Source organism: Neptuniibacter sp. SY11_33 (assembly GCF_047778025.1).
Classification (GTDB): domain Bacteria; phylum Pseudomonadota; class Gammaproteobacteria; order Pseudomonadales; family Balneatricaceae; genus Neptuniibacter.
Genome location: NZ_CP180543.1, coordinates 2,624,148 through 2,640,203, shown reverse-complemented (window position 1 = coordinate 2,640,203; position 16,056 = coordinate 2,624,148). Strand labels below are relative to the sequence as shown.

Annotated in this window: 14 protein-coding genes; 12 read left to right on the top strand and 2 right to left on the bottom strand. The window is 43.5% G+C overall.

Annotation, left to right across the window (positions count from 1 at the left end; translation table 11 throughout):
• Positions 1–3 precede the first annotated feature (3 nt).
• The 11 genes from ACMXYV_RS12420 to ACMXYV_RS12370 all read left to right on the top strand — a co-directional run bounded on the left by ACMXYV_RS12420 (position 4) and on the right by ACMXYV_RS12370 (position 14,382).
• Positions 4–2,124, top strand: a complete 2,121-nt coding sequence (locus ACMXYV_RS12420; protein ID WP_415888790.1) for a type I secretion system permease/ATPase — start codon at positions 4–6, stop codon at positions 2,122–2,124.
• A 4-nt stretch (positions 2,125–2,128) separates the two neighbouring features.
• Complete coding sequence (locus tag ACMXYV_RS12415; protein WP_415888789.1) at positions 2,129–3,448, top strand: HlyD family type I secretion periplasmic adaptor subunit; 1,320 nt, start codon at positions 2,129–2,131, stop codon at positions 3,446–3,448.
• A 248-nt stretch (positions 3,449–3,696) separates the two neighbouring features.
• Entirely contained in the window at positions 3,697–4,347 is a 651-nt protein-coding gene (locus ACMXYV_RS12410) for a response regulator transcription factor (RefSeq protein WP_415888788.1), read from the top strand.
• A gap of 57 nt (positions 4,348–4,404) precedes the next feature.
• The gene (locus tag ACMXYV_RS12405) at positions 4,405–5,769 is read left to right on the top strand and encodes a TolC family outer membrane protein (protein ID WP_415888787.1); all 1,365 of its coding nucleotides are present in this window, start codon (positions 4,405–4,407) and stop codon (positions 5,767–5,769) included.
• 105 nt (positions 5,770–5,874) lie between these two features.
• On the top strand, positions 5,875–6,909 hold the full coding sequence (locus ACMXYV_RS12400; RefSeq protein ID WP_415888786.1) for a hydroxymethylglutaryl-CoA reductase: 1,035 nt from the start codon (positions 5,875–5,877) through the stop codon (positions 6,907–6,909).
• Positions 6,909–7,937, top strand: coding sequence for a type 2 isopentenyl-diphosphate Delta-isomerase (fni, locus tag ACMXYV_RS12395; protein ID WP_415888785.1), 1,029 nt, complete (start codon positions 6,909–6,911; stop codon positions 7,935–7,937). The genes ACMXYV_RS12400 and fni overlap by 1 nt, the downstream gene beginning before the upstream one ends.
• Before the next feature lie 15 nt (positions 7,938–7,952).
• Complete coding sequence (locus ACMXYV_RS12390) at positions 7,953–9,119, top strand: hydroxymethylglutaryl-CoA synthase (protein ID WP_415888784.1); 1,167 nt, start codon at positions 7,953–7,955, stop codon at positions 9,117–9,119.
• Positions 9,119–10,114: a mevalonate kinase gene (locus ACMXYV_RS12385; RefSeq protein WP_415888783.1), complete on the top strand. Its 996-nt coding sequence runs from the start codon at positions 9,119–9,121 to the stop codon at positions 10,112–10,114. The genes ACMXYV_RS12390 and ACMXYV_RS12385 overlap by 1 nt, the downstream gene beginning before the upstream one ends.
• Positions 10,101–11,030: a mevalonate kinase gene (gene mvk / locus ACMXYV_RS12380; RefSeq protein WP_415888782.1), complete on the top strand. Its 930-nt coding sequence runs from the start codon at positions 10,101–10,103 to the stop codon at positions 11,028–11,030. The genes ACMXYV_RS12385 and mvk overlap by 14 nt, the downstream gene beginning before the upstream one ends.
• Positions 11,017–12,018, top strand: a complete 1,002-nt coding sequence (mvaD, locus tag ACMXYV_RS12375; protein WP_415888781.1) for a diphosphomevalonate decarboxylase — start codon at positions 11,017–11,019, stop codon at positions 12,016–12,018. Before mvk ends, mvaD begins: the two co-directional genes overlap by 14 nt.
• 6 nt (positions 12,019–12,024) lie before the next feature.
• Positions 12,025–14,382 (top strand): DNA polymerase II, encoded by a 2,358-nt coding sequence (locus ACMXYV_RS12370; protein ID WP_415888780.1) that lies wholly within the window; start codon positions 12,025–12,027, stop codon positions 14,380–14,382.
• 8 nt (positions 14,383–14,390) lie between these two features.
• On the opposite strand, the gene ACMXYV_RS12365 is transcribed toward ACMXYV_RS12370, so the two are convergent.
• Positions 14,391–14,600, bottom strand: coding sequence for a hypothetical protein (locus tag ACMXYV_RS12365; protein ID WP_415888779.1), 210 nt, complete (start codon positions 14,598–14,600; stop codon positions 14,391–14,393).
• Between the two features lie 243 nt (positions 14,601–14,843).
• Here ACMXYV_RS12365 and ACMXYV_RS12360 point away from each other — a divergent pair, with 243 nt between their 5' ends.
• Entirely contained in the window at positions 14,844–15,320 is a 477-nt protein-coding gene (locus ACMXYV_RS12360; protein WP_415888778.1) for an SRPBCC family protein, read from the top strand.
• Between the two features lie 67 nt (positions 15,321–15,387).
• Here ACMXYV_RS12360 and ACMXYV_RS12355 read toward each other — a convergent pair whose 3' ends face one another.
• Positions 15,388–16,056 carry a LutC/YkgG family protein gene (locus ACMXYV_RS12355; RefSeq protein ID WP_415888777.1) on the bottom strand — a complete coding sequence of 223 codons (669 nt, stop codon included), beginning with the start codon at positions 16,054–16,056 and terminating at the stop codon, positions 15,388–15,390.

Genomic DNA, 16,056 nt, shown 5'->3' with positions numbered 1-16,056 from the left:
TAAATGGAAGCGGTTCAAGACCCTTTGCTCGGTTGTCTGGTTCATCTCAGTAAGCAAAATCATAAGCCTTTTTCACCAGAGGTGTTATGTGAAGGTTTGCCGTTAGTTGATCATAAATTAACGCCTAAGTTATTTATTCGGGCAGCCAAAAGGGCTGGGTTTGCAGCTCAAATATTACCTCGAAAGCTTTCTGATATTTCCCCTCTAGTTCTTCCAGCTGTTTTATTACTTGAAAATGACCAAGCTTGTGTTCTGCAAGAGATAGATCATGAGGCTGGTCAGGCCGTTATTATTCAACCTGAAAGTGGCGGTGAGCATCATATAGCCTTAGATGAATTAGCAGCTTCATACACAGATCACGCAATTTTTGTGCGACTTGAATATCGATTTCAGCAGCAGGTTTCCAAATTATTGGAAGGACATCAAGGGCATTGGTTTTGGGGGACGATTAAGCGTTCGACCGCTATCTATCGAGATGTATTAATAGCCTCGTTTTTGATCAACCTCTTCGTTATTGCTAACCCTCTGTTTGTTATGAACGTTTATGATCGCGTTGTACCAAACAATGCGATCGAAACACTATGGGTATTGGCGATAGGCGTATTGGTCGTGTATCTATTCGATTTCGGATTAAAGATGCTTCGGTCCTATTTCCTCGAGATAGCTGGAAAGAAAGGTGATGTCATATTATCAGCGTTGCTTTTTGAAAAAGTCCTATCGCTTAAGTACAGCGCGCTTCCTTCATCTGTTGGTTCTTTTGCTAGTAATTTACGTGAGTTTGAAAGTATTAAAGGCTTTCTAAGTTCGACTACCAATGTGGTGTTTATTGATCTGCCTTTTGCCATTCTATTTTTGATTGTGATTGGTTTTATTGGTGGTCCGCTCGTCATTGTTCCCCTTGTCGCTATCCCTTTGATAGTGCTCGTGTCGTTTATAGTACGGCCTTACCTAAAAGAAGCAGTAGAAAAGACCTTTGCCTCAAATTCTCAAAAGAATGCAACATTGATTGAAAGTTTGACTGCGATGGAAACGGTTAAGACGCAACGTGCAAGTTCTTCCTTGCAATTGGGTTGGGAGCAGGCTGTGGGTTACATTGCAAAATGGAGCCTACGTTCGCGGATGCTCTCAGCATCAGTAGTGAACTTTGCGGCCCTTGCTCAGCAGCTTACGTCAGTAGGTATTATTATCACGGGTGTTTATTTGATTAGTGAGAGAGAGCTAACTATGGGCGCTCTGGTGGCTTGCGTGATGTTGTCGGGTAGAGCTATTGCACCGATGAGTCAGGTGGCTAATCTGGTTATCTCTTTCCATCAAGCGTCAACTGCTTTAAAAGGCTTGAATGAAATTATGGAGCTTCCTTCTGAGCGTGCTGATGAACAACAATTTGTACATCGTAAAGAACTGGAAGGCGCAATCGAATTTAAAGATGTGAGTTTTGCTTACCCTAATGAAGAGCAAAAGGCCTTAGATAGGGTTTCGTTTAGCATTAAGCCAGGCGAGAGCGTGGCTCTAATTGGTCGTATTGGCTCGGGTAAGTCCACAATCGAAAAATTGGTACTTGGCCTTTACGATACCTCAGAAGGTTCAGTTCGAATCGATGGAATAGATATTAACCAGATAGATCCAGTCGATCTAAGACGGAATTTTGGCTATATGCCTCAGGATATTATGTTGTTTGCAGGCAGTGTGCGCGACAACATCGTGATAGGTTCCCCGCAAACTGAAGACGAGCGGCTTGTTGAAGTAGCGAAGCTGACAGGTGTGTCAGATATGGTAAATCGCCATCCACAAGGTTTTGATATGCAGGTAGGTGAGCGTGGTGCGGCTTTGTCAGGTGGTCAGAGGCAAACTGTAGCGGTAGCGCGCTCTCTTATTCATGACCCAAATATCCTGATTTTGGATGAGCCTACAGCATCTATGGATAACTCATCTGAAGAGCAGATTAAAACCATGCTTAATGCATATGCTAAAGATAAAACTATGTTGGTGGTTACCCATAAGATGTCTTTGCTTAGCTTGGTAGACCGGATCATTGTTATGGATGCTGGTCGAGTGGTTGCTGATGGCCCGAAAGAAGCGGTGTTGGATGCGTTAAAGCAAGGTCGTCTTCAGGTGCAGAGGTAAGGTCATGGCTCAAGCTAAAAAAGATTTACATTATATGTCTAGCGTGAGTGAAGCCATGGCTGAGCAGAGTCCGAAAGGTGCTAGTGTTTTGCTTTGGGCAATGCTTATATTTGTTGTATTTGCCATCGTCTGGGCTTGCTGGGCCGAGTTGGATGAAATTACACGCGGTGATGGTGAAATTATTCCGTCAAGCCAGTTACAAGTGATCGAAACTCTAGAAGGTGGTGCTTTATCAGAAATCTTGGTGCGTGAAGGCGATATAGTTGAAAAAGGGCAGGTGCTGTTACGGATTGATGATATTCGTTTCTCAAGTTCATTTAAGGAAAATCAGGTACGTCAGTATGAGTTAATTGCTAAGTCGGCGCGTTTGCAGGCAGAAGCTGATAATACTGAATTTGTGCCGCCTAAAGATTTTCCGAGCGAATACCAAAGTATGCTGTCTCAAGAGAAAAGCCTTTTTGTGACGCGAAAGGCTGAAATGCTTGCTGGCCTTGGCGGGTTGGAGCAGCAAGTAGCCCAACGTAAGCAGGAATTAAAAGCGGCGCAGTCACAGGCGCGTCAGCTTGAGAGAAGTTATGGTTTATTAAAGCGGGAATTGGATATTACCCGGCCTTTGCTTAAAGAGGGGGTTATTTCAGAAGTGGAATTTTTGAGATTAAAGCGCCAGTTAAATGACCTACAAGGTGAATTATCAGGTGTGCGCCTTAATATTCCGAGAATTGAATCGACCTTGCAAGAAACCAAGCAAAATCTTGATGGGGCCGAGCTGCAATTTAGAGGTGAAGCGCGTCGAGATCTTAATGAAGCAGTGGCCGAAAGTGCGAGAATTCAACAAGCCTTAACAGGCATGAATGACCGTATTGATCGCGCTGAAGTAAAGGCGCCGGTTAAGGGCACAGTAAAGCAGCTTCTGGTAAATACAGTCGAAGGTGTTGTTCAGCCAGGGGATGAGCTCTTAAATATCATTCCTTGGGAAGATAAGTTGCTGGTGGAAGCGAGAATAAGGCCTTCTGATATTGCCAATATTGCCCCTGGTCAGGCGGCTGTAATTAAAGTTTCAGCCTATGACTTTTCTATCTACGGTGGTGCAGAAGCATCCGTGGTATTTGTAAGCCCGAGTACGATTCTGGATGAAGAAGGGGAGAGTTACTACTTGGTCAGATTGGAGACAGATCAACCTTATCTTGGGACGGTTGAAGCTGAACTGCCATTGATTGCGGGGATGACAGTCAGTGTAGATATTCTAACCGGAAAGAAAACGGTGATGGATTATCTGTTAAAGCCTGTTTTGAAGGCTAAGGATAGAGCACTCACTGAGCGTTAGTTTTCATGGGCAATAAAGTGCTAATTTGTGGTAAATCAACAACTAGTGTAAAAGCTTGTAAATAAATTGTAATAAAAATTAAACCACATAAGCTGTATGGTTCTTCTTGAGAACATGGTTTAATGACGAGCAAGAATACAAATGAGAATCGTCTACAAAACCTTCATTAACTTGTAGCTATTGGTTAGACGTTATACTATTGTGCGCCGCGGCTATAGGGGTAACTTTATGCTTTGGTGCCGCGGATTATGGATATTATGCAGTTATTCTTTCTAGGGAACCGACCGAAAGTTTTGGAGCGATGGCTCAAGTTGCTTGTGGACTGGCAGCCTGAAGTTTTATCGATTGCAGATTTTTCATCAAAGTTGTCGGCGATCAAGCAAGGCATTGTTTTATTGCACCTTAGCTCGATTGATGATGAGAGTAGTCAGCTAGTATTCAGTTTCAAAAGGGATAATCCCGATATCATTTTGATTGTGTGTACCGATGCTCCTTCAGAGGATGAAGGTATTCGAGTATTACAATCAGGTGCTAACGGATATACCAACACGTATGTTACAGGTTCATTACTGACTGAAGTGGTGAAGACTGTACTCCGTGGTGATATTTGGGCTGGGCCTGAACTCTTGCAAAAGTTGCTTAAAAGACTTTTGGGAGGCATGTCTGCCGCAGATAGCAAAGTGGACACCGCAGAGACTGTAGATTGTTTTGAAGGATTAAGTAGTCGCGAGCAAGACGTGCTTTCTGTTTTGACAACGGGAGCAAGTAATAAGGAAATTGCGCGCGAGTTAGATATTACTGAACGGACAGTGAAAGCCCATCTGAGTTCTATTTTTCAGAAAACAGGGGTGACTGACCGAGTTGCGCTAGTGTTGATGGCTAGTAAGCAACCGGCTTAAACGTGTCAGCTATATCGGCTAGCTACTACGAACTTTTTATAATTTAAGGCGGGGATTATGTTCAGGTCAGTTGTTGCTGGTGTGCTACTTGGGGCGGTGAGTACAGCGGTTTACTCTACTACTCTTGAGAATGTTGTTGCAGAAGGGTTAAGTAATAGCCCGGAAGTACAACGGGCTATCAATGCGCGAAATGCTGTTTATCAAGAAGTCAAACAAGCTAAGGCTGGGTACTTACCAAGTGTAGATGTTGCAGGTGGTATTGGTTACGAGTGGACTAATAATACAACTACTCGAGCTAATGGTGGTGATGTCGAGTTAACACGTGGTGAAGGTAGTCTAAGTATTAGGCAGATGTTATTTGATGGCTTTGCCACGTCGAATGAAGTAAAGCGTCAAAAAGCTCGAGCGATTTCGGCAGATAAAAGGATTGTTGAAACAGCTGAAACATATGCGTTAGATGCTGCTAGAGCTTATATCGAACTGAATCGTCGTAGTGCCCTTCTCCAGCAGGCTAAAGAAAATCTTTTTAACCACGTTAAAATTTATGATCAGATCAAACGTCGCTCAGAATCAGGCGTGGGGGCTTTGGCTTCTATCCAGCAAGCTGAAGGCCGCTTAGCTTTGGCTGAGGTGAATACCTTGGCGGCAGAAAATAACTTACTGGATGCTAAAGCTAATTATCAGCGAGTCACTGGCCTAATGGCACCAGATGAGCTGATCTATCCTGAGTTGGTCAATGTGCAGGTTCCAGAATCTTTAGATTCAGCAACAGAAACTGCTTTGAGTAATCACCCTACACTGCAAGTGGCTGAAGCGGATGCAGCGGCGGCTGTTGCTCAATATAATGCAGCGAAACGTAATTATTACCCTCGTGTAGATTTTGAAGTCGATCGTACATGGAATAACAATCTTGATGGTGTTGAAGGGGTGAATGAAGACCTTACTGCTATGGTGAGATTGCGTTATAACCTTTATAACGGTGGTGCTGATCAAGCACGCGTGCGTCAAACTCAGCACCAGATTGAAGAAGCTAAATCTGTTCAGAACAGAAGTCATCGTGAAGTTCTTCAGAGTATCGAACTATCTTGGAATGCTTATTCAATTCTATCAAGACAGTTGCCTCACCTTGAACAGCATGTTGCTTCAAGCCAAAAGACACGTAATTCTTATCAGAAGCAGTTCAACATTGGTCAGCGTTCTTTGCTTGATTTGTTAGATACAGAGAATGAAGTATTTTCTTCTAAAAATGATTTAACAAATGCTCTTCATGACCAACTCATCGCGCATTACCGTGTAGTGAATGGTATGGGTACGTTATTAGATACTCTAAATTTATCCTTACCTGAGCCAAATTTAGGTGATGTAGAACAAAATCCACCGGCTCAAAAAGAAGCAGAAACGGAAGAAGCTGCTGCGTCTTAAGGAAAATATTGAAAAGGGCTGGTGAAGTTAATTAAAATTAGCACTCAACCTTATTTTAAAAGGGTTGCCATTGGCAGCCCTTTTTCTTTTGCATAAAGAGATATCATGAAATCTCATAAAATCAGTCAAGCTCCAATCCCGATGCGTAATGTGGGTCCTATCAAAATTACAGGGCCTGTTTTAGATGAAAAAATCAGCGTGCCTCTGGCTACCTATGAAACGCCTTTATGGCCATCTGTTGGCCGTGGAGCAAGGGTTTCTGCATTGACTGATGGCATTAAAACGACTGTGATAGATGAGAGGATGAGTCGCTCTATTCTGCTGGAAGCAGATGACGCAACTGAAGCTATGCTTGCTCTGAATTCGATTAAGTCTCGTATGAATGATATTAATGAGGTGGTTTCTCAAAGTAGTCGTTTTGCCAAGCTTATCGATATGAATAGCCAGATCGTTGCGAATTTGATCTATCTTCGCTTGGAATTTACAACGGGTGATGCATCTGGTCACAACATGGTGACAAACGCTGCGGACAAGATTATCCCTTGGATATTGTCTGAATACCCGCAGCTTCGTTATTCATCAATTTCTGGTAACTATTGCTCAGATAAGAAGGCGACAGCTGTTAACGGTATTCTTGGCCGCGGTAAATATGTTGTTACTGAAATTGTTATTCCGCGTGATATTTGTGAAAGACGCTTAAAAACAACACCTGAGAAGGTGGTTGACCTTAATATTAAGAAAAACTTGATTGGCACCATGGTGGCAGGCGGCCTGCGCAGTGCTAATGCCCATTATGCGAACATGCTTTTAGCCTTTTACCTTGCTACTGGTCAAGATGCTGCGAACATTATCGAAGGTTCTCAAGGTATAGTGCACGCTGAAGTGCGTGGAGACGATCTTTATTTCTCTTGTACTTTGCCTAACCTGATTATGGGTTCAGTTGGTAATGGTAAAGGGATCGACTTTGTTGAAGAGAACTTGGCAGCACTAGGTTGTAAGGAAGATCGAGCGCCGGGCGAAAATGCGCAACGTTTAGCTGCTATTTGTGCTGCAACGGTTTTATGTGGTGAGTTATCTTTGCTGGCTGCTCAGACAAATCCAGGCGAGCTAATGGAAGCTCACTTAAAGCTGGAGCGCTAATGTCAGATCTGACCAATGATCGAAAGCTTGAACATATCAGAGCTATAGAAAATGATCCATCAACGGATCGTGCTGGCAGGTACTTTGATCGCATACATTTGATGCATCGCGGTTTACCAGAGATCGCCTTGAACGATGTTGATAGCTCATGTGAATTTTTAGGTTATCATTTAAGTTTCCCTTTGTTGATATCCTCAATGACAGGCGGTGATCATCAGTTAGTAAAACAGATCAATCATAATTTGGCGAAAGCGGCCCAGGCAACGGGTGTTGCTATGGCAGTTGGTTCGCAACGAGTTATGTTTACGTCTCCAGAAGCTAAAGAAAGCTTTTCTCTGAGAGAATTGGCTCCGGATGTGCCTCTTATTGGGAATCTTGGCGCTGTTCAACTTAACTATGGCGTTGATGTGCAGCAAGCACAACAAGCTATAGACTGCCTAGGTGCTGATGCTTTGTATCTTCACCTGAATCCTCTGCAAGAAGCGGTTCAACCTGAAGGGGATACTGATTTCTCCAATCTTGCTGAGAAAATCGAAGCTCTTGTGACAGCACTTGAGGTGCCCGTGTTTCTTAAAGAGGTGGGGAGTGGTTTATCTCCTGCGGATATTGAGTTAGGCCTAAAGGCGGGTGTAACAACCTTCGACCTAGCTGGAACAGGTGGTACGTCTTGGAGTCGAATTGAGCACCATCGTAGAAAGGACGCGAGTAATATAGGCCTCAAATTCCAAGATTGGGGGCTACCGACCCCTGTAGCTTTGAAAATAGCTAGTCCATATCGCGATGTTGCCACATTAGTTGCAAGTGGTGGCTTAAGAGATGGGATTGATATGGTTAAATCTGTTATACTCGGCGCCTCTTTATGTGGCATGGCAGGTCCGTTGTTAAAACCAGCAATGGAATCTGCTGATGCAGTTATAGAAGAAATAGAAAAAATAAAAGCAGAGTTCAGAACAGCTATGTTTCTGCTAGGTGTCCGGGATATCGCATCGTTATCTAATAACCGGGCCCTTGTTTTATACGAGAGTTAGGATCGAGACCCAAGAATGTCAGTTGGTATTGACGAAATCAGTTTCTATACATCCAATTATTACCTGGATTTAAGAACACTGGCGAATGTTCAGCAAATCGAGTCAGAAAAGTACTATCAGGGTATAGGCCAAGAGAAGATGTCTATGGCAGCACCTGATGAAGATGTAGTGACTATGGCTGCAAATGCTGCCTATCCGTTAATTGAAAGGGTAGGCACAGATTCAATTAGTACATTGCTTTTTGCTACAGAAACGGGTGTGGACCAGTCTAAGGCTGCAGGCGTCTATGTGCATAGATTGTTAGGATTGAATTCTAACTGCCGTGTTGTTGAGTTAAAGCAGGCGTGTTACAGCGCAACAGCTGCTATTCAGATGGCGTGCGCGTTAGTTGCTCGACAGCCAGAAAAAAAGGTTTTGGTCATTGCATCTGATATTGCTCGATATGACCTTGATACCTCTGGAGAGGCGACGCAAGGTTGTGGTGCTGTCGCAATTTTGATCTCAGCAAACCCTCGTCTAATCGAAATTGATCCAGAAGTTGGTAATCATACTGAAGATGTGATGGACTTCTGGCGACCAAATTACCGTACAACTGCACTTGTTGATGGTAAATATTCTACCAAGATATACCTTAAATCGCTGAAAAAGGCTTGGGAAAACTTTGTGGAAGTAAGCTCTCTAGCATTCAGTGATTTCTCTCACTTTTGCTATCACTTGCCGTTTAGCCGGATGGCGGAAAAAGCGCATAAACATCTAGCAAAGGTAAATAAAGCAGGCCTTTCTTTAGAGCAGATTGAAGAACAGGTTGAAGAAACGCTTTATTACAACCGTATCATTGGTAACAGCTATACAGCTTCAATGTATATCGGTTTGACCTCGTTGCTTGAAAACTGCAAAGAAAATTTAGCTGGTAATAAAGTCGGTTTCTTTAGTTATGGTTCTGGTTGCGTTGCAGAATTTTTCTCTGGTACGGTTGTGGCGGGATATGAAAAGTGTCTGCACACTCTAAACCATAAGGCTATGTTAGATGCTCGGCAAGAAGTGAGTTATGACGAATATCTAAATCTGTATCGCCACCCTGATCCTCGTGATGGCGAACATCATGATATTCCTGCTGCTACTACTGGGCGTTTCCGTTTGGCTGCGATCAGTGGTCACAAGCGAGAATACGTTAGCTGTTAATGAAGGCAATAGCCCCAGGGAAACTAATACTGAGTGGTGAGCACTCAGTTGTTTATGGGGCTCCAGCCATTGCGATGGCCGTTACATCCTCTGTAATGGCTTCATATACTCCTACCGCGAGTATGAATCTATCAGTATCTTCTGATGTTTTTGGTGGGTTTTCTAAGAATATCGCCACATTTAAATTCTTTTCCGAACAGCTTGATCAACGTTTTAATCTGTTTTTACAAAGAAAACTCGCTGTTTCAGATGTTCTCTTATCGCCTTCGGATTTGCTGTTTTATACCTTGTCACAACTTGATTTTGATCAGCCTGGTCAGATCTCAATAGCGAGTGATATTCCTGCAGGTGCAGGTATGGGCTCCTCAGCTGCAGTGATAGCCGCATTACTGAAGTTGGCTGAAGCCTCCTCTCAGCAGGTATTAAATAAACGGGAATTTTTCAAGTTAGTACGACACTGTGAGAGATTGCAACATGGTCGTGGTAGCGCGATTGATGCGGCTGCGACGACTTTTGGAGGTGTTGTTAAAGTTCAGAACGACCATGTAACGCTATTGCCAGAAAAAATAGGCGACAACTGGTTTATCTGGAATAGTGGTTTGCCTAAAGCTTCAACGGGTGAAACGGTTTCAGCAGTACGTGAGTCATTCGAGTTTTCAACAATTTGGCAGCATTTTGAACAGGTAACTCAGGATTTCGAGCGGATTATCTATTCATCAGATGATCAACAGAAATTAGATTTAATACAAGAAAATCAGCGACTATTACAACAAATTGGCATTGTGCCCCAAGCGGTTGCAGAAGTTATACATCGTATAGAGTCGATGGGTGGTAGTGCTAAAGTTTGTGGTGCGGGGAGTAGCTCTGGGGATACGGGTGGTTTGGTATTAGTCTATGCTCCTAAAGGGAATGCTGCTGAGATTGCTGATCGTTTAAATATCTACCTACAACCCTTAAAAATCAGTTATCAAGGAGCACACGTTGAATCGGATTAAAGTGACTGTGCCTGGCAGTATTATGCTGATGGGTGAACATGCAGTGCTTTTTGGTCATAAGGCATTAGCTTGTGCTGTGGATAAATATATTCACATAGAGCTTGAGTCTATCGCAACACGAGAAGTGCTGATTGACTCGACACTAGCTCAATACCGAAGCTCTCTTTCGGATTTGGCTGCTGATGACAGGCTGAGTTTTGTATTGGCTGCCGTTGCAATGTATGCGGACTGTTTGCCTTCAGGTATTAAAATTACGATTCGTTCAGAGTTTTCACATACGGTTGGCTTAGGCTCTTCAGCAGCGGTTACTGCAGGTGTAGTTGCTGCTCTAGCATCTTTTGTAAAAGATAAAACTGATCGAGATAGCTTATTTGATCGCTCTCTTGCAGTTGTTCATCAAGTACAAGGTGGACGAGGATCGGGCACTGATCTTGTGGCTAGTATCTATGGTTCGATCGTTTCTTACCGTGTTAAGCCAAGAGAGATCAAAGCTCTGCCAGCGCTACCCAACATATCGCTTTATTACGCGGGATATAAAACTAAAACACCGGATGTGTTGAAATATGTAGAGGGTTTAGCAAGTCATTATCCTGAGCTTTATCAGCAGATATATCAGCTGATGGGGTCGGTGGCAGATAATGCTGAACAGGCAATAGCCCAACAGGATTGGCAGAAGCTTGGTCAATTAATGAATAACTACCAAGGCTTAATGGACGCATTAGGTGTCGCAGATAAAGCGATTTGCGATATTGTGTATACACTGCGTCAAAGCAAGCATATTACCGGTGCTAAAATTTCTGGCTCGGGTCTTGGGGATTGTGTGATTGCACTTGGTTCGGATCCGGATCTATCTATAACTTACGAACAAATTCCAGTCTCAGTTTCGGTACAAGGGGTTAGCATTGAGCATTACTAAGCAAAGTGTAGTGGCATCGTTTCTTCCAGAGCAAACTATGCCGGGTACGAAAGCAGAAGCGTTTGCGCCCAGTAATATCGCCTTGTGTAAGTATTGGGGTAAACGTGATGTTGAGCTTAATCTGCCTATCAATTCTTCATTATCTATTTCGTTGGGTGAGTTAGGTAGTCGAACGAAAATCACACCTTTGGAAGCCGGTGATCAGGTCTATCTAAATGGTGAGTTGCAAAGTGAGGATTCCTCCTTTACTCGGAAAGTTATCGCGTTTATTGATCTTTTTCGTCGAGACCTGGATCAACCGGTCAAAGTAGAGACAACTAATAATATACCGACAGCGGCGGGGCTTGCGTCTTCAGCTTCTGGTTTTGCTGCACTAATGTTGGCGATTAACGACTTTTACCGTTTCGATCTTGATCAGAAAGTCCTGTCTGCATTTGCTCGAATTGGAAGTGGTAGCGCATCACGCTCAATCTACCAAGGGTTTGTAGAATGGAATAAAGGCGAGCAAGCAAATGGCATGGATAGCTGTGCCAAGCCTGTAGCCGTTGATTGGCCGGGGTTCAGAATTGGTTTGTTAAAAGTTGCTACAGGCGCCAAAAAAATCGATTCACGTTCTGGTATGCAGCGTACAGTTGAATCGGCTGATCTCTACCAATCTTGGCCTGCACAGGCTGAGAAAGATCTAATTACGATTAAGCACGCCTTAGCTACTCAAGATATGGAATTGTTAGGGCAGACCGCCGAGCAAAATGCTCTGTCCATGCATGCAACTATGATTGCTGCCTGGCCGCCGCTTTTATATTGGCAACCAGAATCTGTTGCGGCTATGCATCGTGTCTGGGAATTAAGAGCGTCGGGCGTAGAAATTTATCTTACAATGGATGCCGGCCCTAACTTAAAACTCTTATTTGAAGCGCAAAATGAAGCTGCCGTTCGTGAAGCTTTCCCAGAGTTAACCGATATGGATCTGGTCGCGCCCTTTGGTTAAGTGAGTATGATTACTCATCATGATAGTTCGAATCAGAGCTCTTCAGCATTCATTCTGACTCGAAATCAGCACGACACTCGAGAGGGTATCGTGCTGACCTATTGGGTCTGTTCAGAGCACCACGCTTTTCCGATTTCCATTACTCAGCAAGAGGCGGTGCTTTTTGTTCTTGATGAGCAAGTTCCTCGAGTCAAAACCTTACTTAGTCATCTCCGAGATTGGCGTATTAATAAAGTCGATCTAACTGATTTTCAGTATCGTGGCGTTACAGCCATATATAGCCAAACTTTAAAAACCTATCGCCAAATTCAAGAACTACTGCATCTGCATAATATTGTCATGATGGAAGATGATATACGGCATGCAGATCGCTACCTGATGGAACGGTTTATTCAAGGTGGTGTAAAAATTAGTCATGTGAATGAACAGGTCCGTTTAAAGCCAGATACGTTTACGCCCAATTTACGCATCCTCTCTATCGATTTAGAAACTACGATGAAAGCGGACAATATTTTGTCGGCTGCATTTTATGCTGATGACTTTCAATTGGTATTGATGCAGGGGGAAGGTGTAGATAGTGAGGGGCTTGAATATGTGGTTGATGAAAAGGCTTTGTTACAGCGTTTTATTCAAGTGGTTGCGGATTATGACCCCGATGCGTTTATTGGTTGGAACGTAGTCGGTTTTGATTTTCGGGTACTACAAAAGCGTGCTGAAGCACTGCGTATTCCGCTTGTTCTAGGTCGTGACCGGTTGCCTTTGAAACTACATGAATCGGCTCAGGGTAAGCTGTTCGTGCGTATGGCAGGGCGAATAGTGTTAGATGGTATAGATACCTTAAAAGGTGCAACTTATCAGTTTGAAAGTTTTGCTTTAGAAAATGTTGCCCGGGAGATGCTAGATCGAGGTAAGTTGATAGACCATGTCGATGATCGTGGCGATGAAATACAACGGTTGTTTAGAGAAGATAAAGAGGCTTTAGCCCGTTATAACTTAGAAGATTGCCGATTGGTTTGGGAGATATTTGAGCATGCTGATCTGATTAATTACCTTCTTGAACGCGCACGTCTAACAGGATTGGCTCTTGATAAAGTAGGAGGCTCTGCGGCTGCATTTGATAACCAGTATCTTCCTCTGTTACATCGTTCAGGTTATGTAGCTCCCCAATATGCCTCAGGGATGTCTGGGCTTAGTGCGCCTGGTGGTTATGTAATGGACTCGCTTCCAGGCTTGTATAGACAGGTTCTGGTTTTAGACTTTAAAAGCCTGTACCCGAGTATTATTCGTACCTTTAAAATCGACCCTTATGGTTTAGCTGAAGGACTTAAAGAGGGAGCGGAGGCTGAAGATTTAGTTCCCGGCTTTAACCACGCAATCTTTTCGCGTAGTAAGACGATTTTACCTCAGTTGATCGAAAAGCTTTGGGCGGCGCGAGATCAAGCTAAGCAGTTAAAGAACGCTGCATTATCCCAAGCGATCAAGATTATTATGAACTCCTTTTATGGTGTTTTAGGTTCGAACGTTTGCCGTTTTTTTGATCAACGCCTCTCGAGTTCGATCACCTTGAGGGGACATGAAATCCTGACTAAGACGCGCGATCATATCGAATCAGAATTCGGTTTTAAGGTGATTTACGGTGATACCGATTCTGTTTTTGTATGGTTAGGCGATGATTTTCCAGAAGAGCAAGCTAACAGTAAAGGTCGTGCTGTAGCAGAACACCTCAATAGCTGGTGGCGTGAAAACCTACAAGAGCGTTTCGAGCTAGATAGTCAGTTAGAGATCGAGTACGAGACGCACTATTGTCGGTTTTTAATGCCGACTATGCGCCATTCAGACAAAGGTACTAAGAAGCGTTATGCAGGACTTAAGCGCTCAGGGAGTGGGTCGACCCAGATGGTGTTTAAAGGTTTAGAAAACGTACGTACTGATTGGACGCCTCTAGCACGTGAACTTCAAGAGCAGCTGTATGAACGTATTTTCTTAGGACAAGAGTGGAAGACGCTACTTAAATTAACGGTCGAAGATTTATTAGCGGGTAATTTAGATCACAAGCTCATCTATCGAAAACGTATACGTCAGCGTTTGGATCAGTATGTGAAGAATAAACCACCTCATGTTCAGGCGGGTTTGAAAGCAGAGTATGGGTACCAAGCCAAAGGTCAACCGAGCCCGTATCGGTCAGGTTCGTATGTTGAATATATGATGACTGTTAATGGCGCAGAAGCCATTGAATTTATGAGTTCGCCTTTAGATTATCAGCATTATGTGGATAAGCAGGTGAGGCCTGTGTGTGAGACGATCTTGCAGTTTTTAGATGAAGACTTCGATGATCTCACAGCGCCACAGCATTCACTTTTTTAGCAATGCTGTTAGGCTTTGACATCTATCTGGGTGCCTAGCGGGCTCAGTGGATCGACTCTAAGTTTACCAGGTGCAGTGACTTCCAAAAGCTGCATCACTTGCTCGCCCGTCTGTTCGAGCTGATCTTTAGCCATCTCGGCTGATTTAACTGCATGAGTTGTTTGAGACTGTTGCGTTGACATTGCTGTCGCTGCAGCAGTGATTTCATTTGATTCCATAACATCATCCTATAGTCCGATTACGACAGTTATCTGTAATCCGTTCACAGGTGTCGGTGTTTGATGAAAAAATACTTACATTAATCTATCGGCTTGGAATGATTTGGCTTTAGCTTATTTTCATCTATTTAGCTAATTAAGTACTTTTGGGTAGGTTCTTAATGATAATAGTTATCAATAATTAACTGGTGCATGCTTGGATTTCACTTAATGTGTTGTGATAAATAAAAAGGAATAATAAAAATGCTTAAAAAGATTATGGGTGCAGTAGCGGTATCTTCATTATTAGGTGCTGTAAACGTGTCTGCCGCGGGTAATATTGCGGTTGAAGAATCAGTCAAACTGAATGTAAAACCATCTGCTGTATGGGCGTTGTTAGGGGATTATAACGGCTTGTATCGTTGGCACCCTGCGGTTGCTTCCAGTGACAGAGATAATGAAGTACGCGTACTGACATTGGGTAATGGTGCTCAAATTACTGAGACTTTATTGAGTAAGGATGAAGGAAAGCGTAGTTATCGTTATCAAATCAATAAATCGCCCTTGCCTGTGTCTGATTATGAATCAGAAATTCAGGTTAAGTTAGATGGCCAAGGCGGCTCGATTGTCGTTTGGAGTTCTAGCTTTAATGCTGCAGGTGCTTCAGATGCAGAAGCAGAAAAAACAATTCGTGGCGTTTATCAGGCGGGCTTACAGAATTTAGATAAGCTATATAACTGAGTTCTTTGGTGGTCATAGAACAAAAAAAGCCACCTAAAGAGGTGGCTAAAGCAATAAAGATATAGAGCTACATATCTTTAAGGATAAAGATTACAAGTACGCAGGGGCCATGAGCTCCCATTTGTAATTTTTGTCCGATGTCCGCGCTACGGGATGGGCCAGTAATCATATTGACCGTGCGCGGCATTTCATCAGGGTTCTGTTCGCGAACCATCTGCCAAGCATCTTCGTAGCTACCGACGATCGTCGATTCACGCAATAAGACGAGATGGCAATCCGGTAGGAAATTCAATGTCGTCGGGCTCTCTGGACGGGAATACATCATCAGAGTGCCTGTTTCTGCGATACCTGTCATCGAGGTGGTTAAGCTTGCAACATCACCTGATTGTGCAACTCGCTGCTCACGTTTTATATCGCCTAAGGCAGACCAATCTAGTTCGTTTAAGCAATCGTCACTTGCACTAACAAGAGATTTTAAATCATGTTTATTTAGCCACTCAGCAACAGCAGCAGGCAGATGGTTCATTGAATTAATGTCGATTAGCTCAGCCGCTGCACCGCTTGCCATATCTCGAAACAGTTGGATCTGACCTGCTTTATCTAGCTGACTACGCTTAGGGATAATAGTCGCTTTATGTGCATTGATACGACGTGTAGCTGCCGCTTTCTGTGCGGGCGTTGCTTCACCACGCTGTAAGCCGCGGCGGATGTTGCCCAGTATTTCTGCTTTGCTCAT

Coding starts and splice junctions, on each gene's coding strand:
- ACMXYV_RS12370 (WP_415888780.1), top strand. CDS start 12,025: ATGATTACTCATCATGATAGTTCGAATCAGAGCTCTTCAGCATTCATT.
- ACMXYV_RS12390 (WP_415888784.1), top strand. CDS start 7,953: ATGTCAGTTGGTATTGACGAAATCAGTTTCTATACATCCAATTATTAC.
- ACMXYV_RS12385 (WP_415888783.1), top strand. CDS start 9,119: ATGAAGGCAATAGCCCCAGGGAAACTAATACTGAGTGGTGAGCACTCA.
- ACMXYV_RS12355 (WP_415888777.1), bottom strand. CDS start 16,056: ATGAGCAAAGCAGAAATACTGGGCAACATCCGCCGCGGCTTACAGCGT.
- ACMXYV_RS12365 (WP_415888779.1), bottom strand. CDS start 14,600: ATGGAATCAAATGAAATCACTGCTGCAGCGACAGCAATGTCAACGCAA.
- fni (WP_415888785.1), top strand. CDS start 6,909: ATGTCAGATCTGACCAATGATCGAAAGCTTGAACATATCAGAGCTATA.
- ACMXYV_RS12415 (WP_415888789.1), top strand. CDS start 2,129: ATGGCTCAAGCTAAAAAAGATTTACATTATATGTCTAGCGTGAGTGAA.
- ACMXYV_RS12420 (WP_415888790.1), top strand. CDS start 4: ATGGAAGCGGTTCAAGACCCTTTGCTCGGTTGTCTGGTTCATCTCAGT.
- ACMXYV_RS12410 (WP_415888788.1), top strand. CDS start 3,697: ATGGATATTATGCAGTTATTCTTTCTAGGGAACCGACCGAAAGTTTTG.
- ACMXYV_RS12400 (WP_415888786.1), top strand. CDS start 5,875: ATGAAATCTCATAAAATCAGTCAAGCTCCAATCCCGATGCGTAATGTG.
- ACMXYV_RS12360 (WP_415888778.1), top strand. CDS start 14,844: ATGCTTAAAAAGATTATGGGTGCAGTAGCGGTATCTTCATTATTAGGT.
- ACMXYV_RS12405 (WP_415888787.1), top strand. CDS start 4,405: ATGTTCAGGTCAGTTGTTGCTGGTGTGCTACTTGGGGCGGTGAGTACA.